This is a genomic window from Citrobacter sp. KH_055_1 (genome assembly GCF_057838705.1).
In genome coordinates this window covers 4,261,976-4,275,967 of sequence record NZ_CM174473.1, presented here as the reverse complement: position 1 = coordinate 4,275,967, position 13,992 = coordinate 4,261,976, and the positions used below count along the sequence as shown (strand labels likewise).

At 53.3% G+C, this 13,992-nt stretch carries 12 protein-coding genes; all 12 read left to right on the top strand.

Annotated features, from left to right (window positions below; translation table 11 throughout):
- Nucleotides 1-4 precede the first annotated feature (4 nt).
- On the top strand, nucleotides 5-1,339 hold the full coding sequence (gene amiB, locus AC3ITF_RS20130; protein ID WP_117342430.1) for an N-acetylmuramoyl-L-alanine amidase AmiB: 1,335 nt from the start codon (nucleotides 5-7) through the stop codon (nucleotides 1,337-1,339).
- Nucleotides 1,340-1,348: 9 nt separating this feature from the next.
- Nucleotides 1,349-3,211, top strand: coding sequence for a DNA mismatch repair endonuclease MutL (gene mutL, locus AC3ITF_RS20125; RefSeq protein ID WP_181506292.1), 1,863 nt, complete (start codon nucleotides 1,349-1,351; stop codon nucleotides 3,209-3,211).
- Entirely contained in the window at nucleotides 3,204-4,154 is a 951-nt protein-coding gene (miaA, locus tag AC3ITF_RS20120; RefSeq protein ID WP_096758589.1) for a tRNA (adenosine(37)-N6)-dimethylallyltransferase MiaA, read from the top strand. Before mutL ends, miaA begins: the two co-directional genes overlap by 8 nt.
- 84 nt (nucleotides 4,155-4,238) lie before the next feature.
- Nucleotides 4,239-4,550 (top strand): RNA chaperone Hfq, encoded by a 312-nt coding sequence (gene hfq, locus AC3ITF_RS20115; protein WP_096758588.1) that lies wholly within the window; start codon nucleotides 4,239-4,241, stop codon nucleotides 4,548-4,550.
- A 74-nt stretch (nucleotides 4,551-4,624) separates the two neighbouring features.
- Nucleotides 4,625-5,905, top strand: coding sequence for a ribosome rescue GTPase HflX (gene hflX / locus AC3ITF_RS20110; RefSeq protein WP_096758587.1), 1,281 nt, complete (start codon nucleotides 4,625-4,627; stop codon nucleotides 5,903-5,905).
- Between the two features lie 189 nt (nucleotides 5,906-6,094).
- Entirely contained in the window at nucleotides 6,095-7,351 is a 1,257-nt protein-coding gene (gene hflK / locus AC3ITF_RS20105) for an FtsH protease activity modulator HflK (RefSeq protein ID WP_115259619.1), read from the top strand.
- A 2-nt stretch (nucleotides 7,352-7,353) separates the two neighbouring features.
- A complete protein-coding gene (gene hflC, locus AC3ITF_RS20100; RefSeq protein ID WP_115259618.1) occupies nucleotides 7,354-8,358 on the top strand; it encodes a protease modulator HflC in 1,005 nt (334 codons plus the stop codon).
- Nucleotides 8,359-8,440: 82 nt separating this feature from the next.
- Entirely contained in the window at nucleotides 8,441-8,638 is a 198-nt protein-coding gene (locus AC3ITF_RS20095; protein WP_096758584.1) for a DUF2065 domain-containing protein, read from the top strand.
- Nucleotides 8,639-8,740: 102 nt separating this feature from the next.
- Nucleotides 8,741-10,039, top strand: a complete 1,299-nt coding sequence (purA, locus tag AC3ITF_RS20090) for an adenylosuccinate synthase (RefSeq protein WP_096758583.1) — start codon at nucleotides 8,741-8,743, stop codon at nucleotides 10,037-10,039.
- Nucleotides 10,040-10,255: 216 nt separating this feature from the next.
- Entirely contained in the window at nucleotides 10,256-10,681 is a 426-nt protein-coding gene (nsrR, locus tag AC3ITF_RS20085) for a nitric oxide-sensing transcriptional repressor NsrR (RefSeq protein WP_096758582.1), read from the top strand.
- A 38-nt stretch (nucleotides 10,682-10,719) separates the two neighbouring features.
- Complete coding sequence (gene rnr / locus AC3ITF_RS20080) at nucleotides 10,720-13,182, top strand: ribonuclease R (protein ID WP_096758581.1); 2,463 nt, start codon at nucleotides 10,720-10,722, stop codon at nucleotides 13,180-13,182.
- A 73-nt stretch (nucleotides 13,183-13,255) separates the two neighbouring features.
- Nucleotides 13,256-13,987 (top strand): 23S rRNA (guanosine(2251)-2'-O)-methyltransferase RlmB, encoded by a 732-nt coding sequence (gene rlmB, locus AC3ITF_RS20075; RefSeq protein ID WP_096758580.1) that lies wholly within the window; start codon nucleotides 13,256-13,258, stop codon nucleotides 13,985-13,987.
- The last annotated feature ends 5 nt before the right edge of the window (nucleotides 13,988-13,992 follow it).

Here is a 13,992-nt window from a genome sequence, read left to right as displayed (position 1 = left end):
CGGGATGATTTATCGCATCAGAAATTGGCTGATGGCAACCCTGGTCCTGCTGTGCGCGCAGGCAGGGGCCGCCAGCCTTTCCGATCTTCAGGTTTCTAACGGCGAACAGCAGGCGCGGATTACGCTCAGTTTTATTGGCGAGCCTGAATATGCTGTTTCGCAGGACGGGAAGCGCACCGTTGCGCTGGATATTAAACAAACCGGCGTGATTCAGGGACTGCCGCTGCTGTTTAGCGGTAATAACCTGGTTAAGGCCATCCGTGCGGGTACACCGAACGATCCACAGTCTTTGCGACTGGTTGTCGATTTAACCGAGAACGGAAAAGCCGCCGCTGTAAAACGGCAAAACGGCGGTAACTATACCGTGGTGTTTACCATCAATGCTGATGCACCTCCGCCGCCACCGCCACCTCCTGTGGTGGTGAAGCGCGTTGAAGCACCCGTTGTCGCTCCGCGTCCGTCAGAACCTGCGCGTAACCCGTTTAAAACGGAAAATAATCGCACGACAGCCGTCATCAACAGTAATACGGCCACGCGGCCTGCCGCTCGGGCGGTGAGCAACAATAATGGCGATAAAGTGGTCATTGCGATTGATGCCGGGCACGGTGGACAAGATCCTGGCGCGATTGGTCCTGGCGGCACGCGTGAGAAAAACGTCACCATCGCCGTCGCGCGTAAGCTGCGCAGTCTGCTCAATGACGATCCGATGTTTAAGGGCGTACTCACTCGTGACGGCGATTACTTCATCTCGGTGATGGGCCGTTCTGACGTGGCGCGTAAACAAAATGCCAACTTCCTGGTCTCCATTCATGCTGATGCGGCACCCAACCGGGATGCCACGGGTGCTTCCGTTTGGGTGTTGTCAAACCGTCGAGCCAACACTGAAATGGCTGGCTGGCTGGAACAGCACGAGAAGCAATCGGAGCTGTTGGGTGGCGCGGGTGATGTGCTGGCCAACAGTCAGTCCGACCCGTATTTGAGTCAGGCGGTGCTGGACCTGCAGTTCGGTCATTCACAGCGTGTAGGGTATGATGTGGCAACCAGTATGATCGGCCAGCTGGAGCGCATTGGTTCGATGCATAAGCGTCGTCCGGAGCACGCCAGTCTTGGCGTATTGCGTTCGCCGGATATCCCGTCTGTGCTGGTTGAAACCGGCTTTATCAGTAACAACAGCGAAGAACGATTGTTGGCGAGCGATGATTATCAGCAGCAGCTGGCCGAGGCGATTTACAAAGGATTGCGTAATTACTTCCAGTCGCATCCGATGCAAACCGGGCCACAGGGCGCACCGGCGCAAACTGCCAGTGCCATTTCGCCGGGCGACACGTTAACCAATTAAGGATTAGCCATGCCGATTCAGGTTCTACCGCCACAGCTGGCGAACCAAATTGCCGCAGGTGAAGTGGTAGAACGGCCTGCGTCAGTGGTTAAAGAACTGCTAGAAAACAGTATCGATGCGGGTGCAACGCGCATTGATATTGATATCGAACGTGGTGGCGCCAAGCTGATCCGTATTCGTGACAACGGCTGTGGCATTAAAAAAGACGAGCTGGCGCTTGCGCTGGCGCGTCATGCGACCAGTAAAATTGCCTCCCTTGACGATCTCGAAGCTATTGTTAGCCTCGGATTTCGCGGGGAAGCGCTGGCCAGCATCAGCTCGGTCTCTCGTTTAACCCTGACGTCACGTACGCAAGAACAATCCGAAGCCTGGCAGGCCTATGCCGAAGGGCGCGATATGGATGTGACGATTAAACCTGCCGCACATCCGGTGGGCACCACGCTGGAAGTGTTGGATCTGTTCTACAACACGCCAGCACGGCGTAAGTTCATGCGCACCGAGAAAACCGAATTTAACCATATCGACGAGATAATCCGCCGCATTGCGCTGGCGCGTTTTGATGTGACCATAAATTTGTCGCACAACGGTAAAATGGTGCGTCAGTACCGCGCAGTCGCCGCCGATGGACAGAAAGAGCGTCGTCTGGGCGCGATTTGCGGCACGCCGTTTCTGGAGCATGCGCTGGCGATTGAGTGGCAGCATGGAGATTTAACGCTGCGTGGCTGGGTCGCTGACCCGAATCACACCACGACGGCGCTGGCCGAAATACAGTACTGCTATGTGAATGGCCGTATGATGCGCGATCGGCTGATCAACCATGCTATCCGTCAGGCCTGTGAAGACAAACTTGGGGCCGATCAACAGCCAGCGTTTGTCCTGTACCTGGAAATCGACCCGCATCAGGTGGACGTTAACGTGCATCCAGCCAAGCATGAAGTCCGTTTCCATCAGTCCCGGCTGGTGCATGACTTTATCTATCAGGGGGTGTTGAGCGTATTGCAACAGCAGCTTGAAACGTCGCTGCCGTTGGCCGATGACGACACGCCTGCGCCAAGGCATATCCCGGAGAACCGGGTTGCGGCTGGACGAAACCACTTTGCCGAACCTGCCCCCGCGCGTGAACCGGCTACGCCGCGTTATTCCGTATCGGCAGGCGGTGGTGGTGGTGGTGGCCGTCAGGCGAGTGCCAGTTGGCCACATGCTCAGCCTGGGTATCAAAAGCAGCAGGGGGAAGTTTATCAGCAACTGCTGCAGACACCTGCGCCAACGCATAAAACCACGATGCCTGAAACACCCGCGGCACCGCTTACCGGAAATAGCCAAAGTTTTGGTCGTGTATTGACGATCGTGGGGGCTGACTGTGCATTACTGGAATGTGACGGTCATATTCGCCTGCTGGCGTTGCCGGTGGCCGAGCGCTGGCTGCGTCAGGCGCAGTTAACGCCAGCGCAAGGACCCGTTTGCGCCCAGCCGTTACTGATCCCTTTGCGTTTGAAAGTGACCGATGATGAGAAGACGGCACTGGAAAAAGCACAGAGTCAGTTGGCTGAGTTGGGCATTGAATTTCAACTGGATGCGCAGCATGTGACCATCCGAGCGGTGCCTTTACCCTTACGCCAACAAAATTTACAAATCTTGATTCCTGAACTGATAGGCTACCTGGCGCTGCAGTCCGTATCCGAACCTGGCGATATTGCACAGTGGATTGCGCGAAACGTCACGAGTGAACATCCGCAGTGGAGCATGGCTCAGGCCATTACGCTGTTAACGGATGTTGAGCGGCTATGCCCACAATTAGTGAAGGCGCCGCCGGGTGGTCTGTTACAACCTGTTGACTTACATTCGGTAATGAACGCCCTGAAACATGAGTGATATCAGTAAGGCGAGCCTGCCAAAGGCACTATTTTTGATGGGGCCGACGGCCTCCGGTAAAACAGCATTAGCAATTGAATTGCGTAAAGTTTTGCCAGTAGAGTTGATAAGCGTTGATTCCGCCCTTATCTACAAGGGGATGGATATCGGTACAGCTAAGCCGGATGCTGAAGAGTTAAAGGCTGCGCCGCATCGATTGCTGGATATTCGCGACCCAGCACAGGCGTATTCTGCGGCGGATTTTCGTCGCGATGCGCTAGCGGAGATGGCCGATATCACCGCAGCGGGACGAATTCCGCTGTTAGTGGGTGGCACAATGTTATATTTCAAAGCCTTGCTGGAAGGGTTGTCGCCGTTACCGTCGGCGGACCCGGAGGTCAGAGCCAGCATTGAGCAGCAGGCGGCAGAGCGTGGATGGGATGCGTTACACCGACAGCTTCAGGAGATCGATCCGGTTGCTGCGGCGCGGATTCATCCAAATGATCCGCAAAGACTTTCCCGGGCACTGGAAGTTTTTTTCATTTCGGGTAAAACTTTAACGGAGCTGACGCAAACGTCAGGAGATGCTTTGCCGTATCAGGTGCATCAGTTTGCAATCGCCCCGGCGAGCCGTGAACTGCTCCATCAGCGAATTGAGCAGCGTTTTCATCAGATGTTAGCTTCAGGTTTTGAAGCAGAAGTCCGGGCGCTTTTTGCCCGAGGAGATTTGCATACGGATTTGCCTTCCATTCGTTGTGTTGGGTATCGCCAGATGTGGTCGTACATTGAAGGCGAAATTTCATACGATGAAATGGTTTATAGAGGTGTTTGCGCCACGAGGCAATTGGCGAAGCGGCAGGTAACCTGGTTACGTGGTTGGGAAGGGGTGCACTGGCTTGACAGTGAAAAGCCTGACCAGGCGCGAAACGAAGTATTACAGGTTGTTGGTGCTATCGCGAATTGAATGTGTACAATTGAAACGTATCGTGCGCAATTTTTCAGAATCGAAAGGTTCAAAGTACAAATAAGCATATAAGGAAAAGAGAGAATGGCTAAGGGGCAATCTTTACAAGATCCGTTCCTGAACGCATTGCGTCGGGAACGTGTTCCAGTTTCTATTTATTTGGTGAATGGTATTAAACTGCAAGGTCAAATCGAGTCTTTTGATCAGTTCGTGATCCTGTTGAAAAACACGGTCAGCCAGATGGTTTACAAGCACGCGATTTCTACTGTTGTCCCGTCTCGCCCGGTATCTCATCACAGCAATAATGCCACCGGCGGCACAGGTAGCAGTAACTACCATCATGGTAGCAGCGCGCAGGGTTCTTCTGCGCAACAGGACAGCGAAGAAACCGAATAAGGTTTTGGGCTGTTTTACACACGGGGAGCCAGAGATCCTGCGTTCCCCGTTGATATATATTAAGGGGTTGACGCTTGTTTGACCGTTATGATGCCGGTGAGCAGGCGGTACTGGTACACATCTATTTTTCGCAAGACAAAGATATGGAAGACCTCCAGGAGTTTGAATCTCTGGTTTCTTCCGCCGGTGTCGAAGCAATGCAGGTGATTACCGGGAGCCGTAAAGCACCGCACCCGAAGTTTTTTGTTGGTGAAGGTAAGGCAATCGAAATTGCGGAAGCCGTAAAAGCGACTGGCGCTGCGGTGGTGATTTTTGATCATGCTTTGAGCCCTGCCCAGGAACGTAACCTGGAACAGTTATGCCAGTGTCTTGTTATCGACAGGACCGGTCTCATTTTAGATATTTTTGCCCAGCGTGCGCGTACCCATGAAGGTAAGTTGCAGGTTGAGCTGGCGCAGTTGCGCCATATGGCTACGCGTCTGGTCCGTGGCTGGACCCACCTTGAAAGGCAAAAGGGCGGGATTGGTTTGCGCGGTCCGGGTGAAACCCAGCTCGAAACCGACCGTCGTTTGCTGCGTAATCGTATTTTGCAGATCCAGTCGCGCCTGCAAAAAGTTGAAAAGCAACGTGAGCAGGGGCGGCAGTCGCGCAAGAAAGCGGATGTCCCAACCGTATCACTGGTGGGATATACCAACGCCGGAAAATCCACCCTGTTCAACCAGATAACCGAAGCCCGGGTTTATGCAGCAGATCAACTGTTTGCGACCCTGGATCCGACGCTACGTCGTATCGACGTAGCGGACGTCGGCGAAACCGTGCTGGCGGATACCGTAGGGTTTATCCGTCATTTACCGCATGACCTGGTAGCGGCATTTAAAGCCACTTTACAGGAAACTCGTCAGGCGACATTGCTGCTGCACGTTATTGATGCGGCAGATTTTCGTGTGCAGGAAAACATTGAGGCCGTCGATACGGTACTCGAAGAGATCGATGCGCATGAGATCCCGACTCTGCTGGTAATGAATAAAATCGATATGCTGGACGATTTTGAACCGCGTATCGACAGAGATGAAGAAAATAAACCAATCCGCGTTTGGGTTTCAGCGCAAACCGGTATTGGCATACCACAGCTTTTTCAGGCTTTAACAGAGCGTCTTTCTGGTGAGGTTGCGCAGCATACGCTGCGTTTGCCGCCGCAGGAAGGGCGTCTGAGAAGCCGGTTTTACCAACTTCAGGCAATAGAAAGAGAGTGGATGGAGGAGGACGGCAGCGTAGGTCTGCAAGTACGTATGCCGATCGTTGACTGGCGTCGCCTCTGTAAACAAGAACCGGCACTGGAAGACTATGTTGTCTGACCTGTCGGATATGGCCTGAAGATTTTTTCGCCTCTATACCTCGTGGATTTTGTACGGTAGGAAGGCGGCAAGTCCCGGCATCCCCAAACGCATAGTCAACTATGTGACTGGGGGTGAAGGGCGTAGCCAACGCATCTGCAACGCAAAAGACGCAGGTATAGCATCGCATAACAAATATGGAGCACAAACATGGCGTGGAATCAGCCCGGTAATAACGGACAAGACCGCGACCCCTGGGGAAGCAGCAAACCTGGCGGCAACCCTGAGGGAAATGGAAACAAAGGTGGTCGCGAGCAGGGGCCTCCCGATCTTGATGATATCTTCCGCAAGCTGAGTAAAAAACTCGGTGGTCTGGGTGGCGGTAAAGGTACAGGCTCTGGTGGTGGCGGTAGTTCATCGCAAGGCCCGCGTCCGCAACTGGGCGGTCGAGTCTTTACTATTGCTGCTGCCGCTATTGTCATTATCTGGGCAGCCAGCGGTTTCTACACCATTAAAGAAGCGGAACGCGGCGTAGTGACACGCTTCGGTAAATTCAGCCATTTGGTTGAGCCGGGTCTGAACTGGAAACCGACATTTGTGGATACCGTTACGCCGGTAAACGTTGAAGCCGTGCGTGAACTGGCAGCCTCCGGTGTGATGCTGACTTCTGACGAAAACGTCGTGCGCGTTGAGATGAACGTGCAGTACCGCGTGACCGACCCGCAGAAATATCTGTTTAGCGTGACCAGTGCTGATGACAGCCTGCGTCAGGCAACCGACAGTGCACTGCGTGGGGTTATCGGTAAATACACCATGGACCGTATCCTGACCGAAGGGCGTACCGTTATTCGTAGCGATACCCAGCGTGAACTGGAAGAGACCATTCGTCCATACAACATGGGTATTACCCTGCTGGACGTCAACTTCCAGGCTGCTCGTCCGCCGGAAGAGGTGAAAGCGGCATTTGACGATGCCATTGCGGCGCGTGAAAACGAGCAGCAGTACATTCGTGAAGCAGAAGCGTATACCAACGAAGTACAGCCGCGTGCTAATGGTCAGGCGCAGCGTATTCTTGAAGAAGCGCGTGCATACAAAACACGAACCATCCTGGAAGCTCAGGGTGAAGTGGCGCGTTTTGCCAAAATCCTGCCGGAATATAAAGCCGCACCGCAAATTACTCGCGAGCGTCTGTATATCGAGACCATGGAAAAAGTGCTGAGCCATACCCGTAAGGTGTTGGTTAACGACAAGGGTGGCAATCTGATGGTTCTGCCGTTGGATCAAATGCTAAAAGGCGGCAACGCTCCGGCAGCCAAGAGTCAGAGCAGCTCAAACCTGCTGACTCTGCCGCCAGCATCCTCTTCCAGCACGGGAGCAAGCAACACTTCGTCCACCAGTCAGGGCGATATTATGGACCAACGCCGCGTTAACGCGCAGCGTAACGACTACCAGCGTCAGGGGGAATAACGATGCGTAAGTCAGTTATTGCGATTATCATCATCGTTCTGGTAGTGCTGTTCATGTCTCTCTTTGTGGTCAAAGAAGGCGAGCGTGGTATTACTCTGCGCTTTGGCAAAGTTTTACGTGACGATGACAACAAACCATTGGTTGTTGCACCGGGCCTGCACTTCAAGATTCCATTTATTGAATCCGTGAAGATGCTTGATGCGCGTATTCAGACCATGGACAACCAGGCCGATCGCTTTGTCACCAAAGAGAAGAAAGACCTGATCGTTGATTCCTACATCAAGTGGCGTATCAGTGACTTCAGCCGTTACTACCTGGCAACGGGCGGTGGCGATGTTTCTCAGGCAGAAGTTCTGCTGAAACGTAAGTTCTCTGACCGTCTGCGTTCTGAAATTGGTCGTCTGGACGTAAAAGACATCGTTACCGACTCTCGTGGTCGCTTAACGCTGGAAGTCCGTGACGCGCTGAACTCGGGTTCTGCAGGTACGGAAGACGAAGTCGCAACGCCGGCAGCGGATAGCGCGATTGCCGAAGCGGCTGAGCGTGTTCAGGCTGAAACCAACGGTAAAGTACCGGTCATCAACCCGAACAGTATGGCGGCGTTGGGGATCGAAGTGGTTGACGTGCGTATTAAGCAAATCAACCTGCCTGCTGAAGTGTCTGAGGCGATCTACAACCGTATGCGTGCTGAGCGTGAAGCCGTAGCACGTCGCCATCGTTCACAGGGTCAGGAAGAAGCGGAAAAACTGCGTGCAACAGCGGACTATGAAGTCACCAAAACGTTGGCAGAATCTGAGCGTCAGGGCCGTATTATGCGCGGTGAAGGCGATGCAGAAGCCGCTAAACTGTTTGCTGATGCATTCAGTCAGGATCCTGACTTCTACGCCTTCATCCGTAGCCTGCGTGCTTATGAGAAGAGCTTCGAAGGCAATCAGGACGTGATGATCATGAGCCCGGACAGCGATTTCTTCCGCTACATGAAGACGCCGAGCAACGCAACACGCTAAACTCGCACCCGCGGTTTTAAACCAGCAAAACCACCAGCATCCCCAAGGATGCGGTGGTTTTCTTTTTAGATAAGGACAACGGATGAACTCAACAATTTTGTTGGCACTCGCGCTGGTTTTGGTGCTGGAAGGACTGGGTCCGATGCTTTATCCCAGTGCCTGGAAGAAAATGATCGGGGCAATGGCGCAACTTCCTGAAAATATTTTGCGGCGTTTTGGTGGAGGTCTTGTGGTTGCAGGCGTGGTGGTCTACTACATGTTGAAGAAAACGATTGGCTGACCAATAAGTAGACTAATTTACGGATTTCCGCATGCAAAAAGTGCTGTATATCTGAAAAAGCGGTGGTAGAATCCATTTTTAAGCAAACGGTGATTTTGAAAAATGGGTAACAACGTCGTCGTACTGGGCACCCAATGGGGTGACGAAGGTAAAGGGAAGATCGTCGATCTCCTGACTGAACGGGCTAAATATGTTGTGCGCTACCAGGGTGGTCACAACGCAGGCCATACTCTCGTAATCAACGGTGAAAAAACCGTCCTCCATCTTATTCCATCAGGTATTCTTCGCGAAAACGTCATCAGCATCATCGGTAACGGTGTTGTGCTGTCTCCGTCCGCGCTGATGAAAGAGATGAAAGGACTGGAAGACCGCGGGATTCCTGTCCGTGAGCGCCTGCTGCTGTCTGAAGCGTGTCCGCTGATCCTTGATTATCATGTTGCGTTAGATAATGCGCGTGAGAAAGCACGTGGCGCGAAAGCGATCGGCACCACCGGTCGTGGCATCGGGCCAGCTTATGAAGACAAGGTAGCACGTCGCGGTCTGCGCGTTGGCGATCTGTTTGATAAAGCAACCTTCGCTGAAAAACTGAAAGAAGTGATGGAATATCACAACTTCCAGCTGGTGAATTTCTATAAAGTTGAAGCCGTTGACTACCAGAAAGTGCTGGATGATGTGATGGCGATTGCCGACATCCTGACCTCTATGGTTGTTGATGTCTCCGATCTGCTGGACCAGGCGCGTAAGCGTGGCGATTTCGTCATGTTTGAAGGTGCGCAAGGTACGCTTCTGGATATCGACCACGGTACCTATCCGTACGTAACATCCTCCAACACCACCGCAGGTGGCGTGGCGACCGGCTCCGGCCTGGGCCCGCGTTATGTGGACTACGTTTTGGGTATCATCAAAGCCTACTCTACTCGTGTAGGTGCAGGTCCGTTCCCGACCGAACTGTTTGATGATGTCGGCGAGTTCCTGTGCAAGCAGGGTAACGAATATGGCGCAACCACCGGTCGTCGTCGTCGTACCGGCTGGCTGGACTCCGTTGCTGTGCGTCGTGCAGTACAGATTAACTCCCTGTCTGGCTTCTGCCTGACCAAACTGGACGTCCTGGACGGTTTGAAAGAAGTGAAAATCTGTGTCGCTTACCGTATGCCGGATGGCCGTGAAGTCACGACTACCCCGCTGGCAGCTGACGACTGGAAAGGCATCGAGCCGATCTACGAAACCATGCCTGGCTGGTCTGAGTCCACCTTCGGTGTGAAAGAGCGTAGCGGTCTGCCGCAGGCAGCGCTGAACTACGTCAAGCGTATTGAAGAGCTGACCGGTGTGCCGATTGATATCATTTCAACTGGCCCAGACCGTACTGAAACCATGATTCTGCGCGACCCGTTCGACGCATAATGTAGGTTGTAGCGTAGCGTCAGATGGCGCTGCGCTTGCTTTAAAGCAAGCCGGATGCAAGGCTTTGTATCAGTATCTGGCTTAAAATCATGTAGGTTCCTCGCTTTTTTCCTTCCCGAATTGAAATAAATTAGCGACCTGGCTGGTGGCTGGTTTATCATCAATATAATTAATACTACCAGGCTTATCCGTTTTATCCTTTTTCCAGAGGTTGATGTGCAGTTAACGAGTTTCACCGATTACGGATTACGTGCGCTAATCTACATGGCGTCGCTACCCGAAGGACGTATGACCAGTATTTCTGAGGTGACAGAAGTCTACGGCGTGTCCCGTAATCATATGGTCAAAATAATTAATCAACTTAGCCGGGCTGGCTTCGTTACTGCTATCCGTGGAAAAAATGGCGGTATCCGCTTGGGTAAAGCGGCAAAGGATATTGGTATTGGTGATGTGGTCCGCGAGTTGGAGCCGTTGACGTTGGTCAACTGCAGCAGCGAGTTTTGCCACATTACCCCTGCCTGTCGACTCAAACAGGCGCTTTCTAAGGCAGTGCAAAGTTTTCTCACGGAACTGGACAACTACACACTTGCTGATTTGGTTGAAAAGAATCAACCGCTATATAAATTATTGCTGGTGGAGTGACGAAAATCTTCATCAGAGCTGACAATGGAGGAACCTCGATGTCACATGATCCTTTCCAGGAACGCGAAGCAGAAAAATACGCGAATCCCATCCCGAGCCGGGAATTTATCCTCGAACATTTAACTAAACGTGAAAAACCGGCCAACCGCGATGAGCTGGCCGTTGAACTCAACATTGAAGGCGAAGAGCAGCTCGAAGCGCTTCGTCGCCGCCTGCGCGCGATGGAGCGTGATGGGCAACTGGTCTTCACCCGCCGGCAGTGTTACGCACTGCCGGAGCGTCTTGACCTGCTGAAAGGTACCGTTATTGGCCACCGTGATGGCTACGGCTTTCTGCGCGTCGAAGGACGTAAAGACGATCTGTATCTCTCCAGTGAGCAGATGAAAACCTGCATCCATGGCGATCAAGTACTGGCGCAACCGCTGGGCGCGGATCGTAAAGGCCGCCGCGAAGCGCGTATTGTGCGTGTACTGGTGCCGAAAACCAGTCAGATTGTCGGTCGTTACTTTACCGATGCGGGCGTAGGTTTTGTCGTCCCGGACGACAGCCGTCTCAGCTTTGATATCCTGATCCCACCAGAAGAGGTGATGGGCGCCCGCATGGGCTTCGTGGTGGTGGTTGAACTGACCCAGCGCCCGACTCGTCGAACTAAAGCGGTGGGTAAAATTGTTGAAGTGCTGGGTGACAACATGGGTACCAGCATGGCCGTTGATATGGCCCTGCGTACGCACGAAATCCCTTATATCTGGCCTGATGCAGTCGTTAAACAGGTCGCCGGGCTGAAAGAAGAAGTACCGGAAGAGGCCAAAATCGGTCGTGTTGACCTGCGTGATTTGCCGTTGGTGACAATTGATGGTGAGGATGCGCGTGACTTTGATGACGCAGTCTACTGTGAGAAGAAACGCGGCGGTGGCTGGCGTTTGTGGGTTGCTATCGCTGACGTCAGTTATTACGTGCGTCCGCCTACCCCGCTGGACCAGGAAGCGCGCAGCCGCGGGACTTCCGTCTACTTCCCGTCGCAGGTTGTACCGATGCTACCGGAAGTCCTTTCCAACGGGTTATGCTCGCTGAACCCGCAGGTAGACAGGCTGTGCATGGTTTGTGAGATGACCATCTCCACGAAAGGGCGTCTGACGGGCTACAAATTCTATGAAGCGGTGATGAGCTCCCACGCGCGTTTGACCTACACCAAGGTCTGGCACATGCTGCAGGGTGATGAGGAACTGCGTGAGCAATACGCACCGTTGGTGAAACACATTGAAGAGCTGCACAATCTCTACAAAGTGTTGGATAAAGCCCGTGAAGAGCGCGGCGGTATCTCGTTTGAGAGCGAAGAAGCGAAGTTTATCTTCAATGCCGAACGCCGTATTGAACGCATTGAGCAGACTCAGCGTAACGACGCACACAAGCTGATCGAAGAGTGCATGATCCTGGCGAACATCTCAGCGGCACGTTTTGTTGAGAAAGCCAAAGAGCCGGCACTGTTCCGTATCCACGACAAGCCGACGACTGAAGCGATTACCTCCTTCCGTTCCGTGCTGGCGGAGTTGGGACTGGAGCTGCCGGGCGGTAACAAACCCGAGCCGCGCGATTACGCCGAGTTGTTGGAGTCGATTGCCGATCGACCTGACGCAGAAATGTTGCAAACTATGCTGCTGCGCTCGATGAAGCAGGCGATTTACGATCCCGAAAACCGCGGTCACTTTGGTCTGGCGCTGCAGTCTTATGCCCACTTTACCTCGCCGATCCGTCGTTACCCGGACCTCTCTTTGCACCGTGCGATCAAGTATCTGCTGGCGCAGGAGCAGGGCCACAAAGGCAATACCACGGAAACCGGTGGCTACCACTATTCGATGGAAGAGATGCTGCAACTGGGTCAGCACTGTTCTATGGCAGAACGTCGTGCTGATGAAGCTACGCGCGATGTATCTGACTGGCTGAAGTGTGACTTCATGCTGGATCAGGTCGGTAATGTCTTTAAAGGCGTCATTGCCAGTGTGACCGGTTTTGGCTTCTTTGTCCGCCTGGATGAACTGTTTATTGACGGCCTGGTGCATGTCTCCTCGCTGGATAACGACTACTATCGCTTCGATCAGGTTGGGCAACGCCTGACCGGTGAATCAAGCGGTCAGATGTATCGCCTGGGCGATCGCGTCGAAGTGCGTGTGGAAGCCGTCAACATGGACGAGCGTAAAATCGACTTTAGCCTGATCTCCAGCGAACGTGCCCCGCGCAACGAGGGTAAAACTGCGCGTGAAAAGGCGAAGAAAGGCGATACGGGTAAAAGCACCGGCCGACGTCGTCAGGCGGGAAAAAAGGTGAATTTCGAACCGGATAGCGCATTCCGCGGCGAGAAAAAAGGCAAAGCTAAACCTCAGGCGGATAAAAAAACGGCTGAGAAAAAAGGCGATAAAAAAGCGAAAAAGCCTTCGACAAAAACGCTTAAAATCGCGGCCGCCACCAAAGCCAAACGCGCGGCGAAAAAGAACGTCGCGCAATAACAGCCATAAACCGTAAGCCGGGCGGCCACGCGTTGCCCGGCGTTACACTTAAACTATCTTAACGAGTACATTCATGAGTGAAATGATTTACGGCATCCATGCGGTGCAGGCCCTGCTTGAGCGTGCGCCTGAGCGCTTTCAGGAGGTCTTTATTCTCAAAGGGCGTGAAGACAAACGCCTGCTGCCGCTGATCCATGCCCTGGAAGCCCAGGGTGTTGTCATCCAGTTGGCGAATCGCCAGTTCCTGGATGAGAAAAGTGAGGGTGCAGTTCATCAGGGAATCATTGCCCGCGTGAAACCGGGTCGTCAGTATCAGGAGAACGATCTGCCGGATCTGATTGCCTCACTTGATCAACCGTTCTTTTTGATCCTCGATGGTGTCACCGATCCGCACAACCTTGGTGCTTGCTTGCGTAGTGCAGACGCTGCCGGTGTGCACGCGGTTATCGTACCGAAAGATCGTTCTGCGCTGCTGAATGCCACGGCGAAAAAAGTAGCCTGCGGTGCTGCTGAAAACGTACCGCTGATCCGCGTGACCAATCTGGCACGTACCATGCGTATGCTGCAGGAAGAGAATATCTGGATCGTCGGAACCGCCGGTGAAGCGGACCATACTCTGTTCCAGAGTAAAATGACCGGTCGTCTGGCATTGGTGATGGGCGCAGAAGGCGAAGGTATGCGTCGTCTGACCCGCGAACATTGTGATGAGCTGATCAGTATTCCGATGGCGGGGAGCGTTTCATCGCTTAACGTTTCTGTTGCGACGGGGATTTGCCTGTTTGAGGCCGTCCGCCAGCGTGGATAAACGTT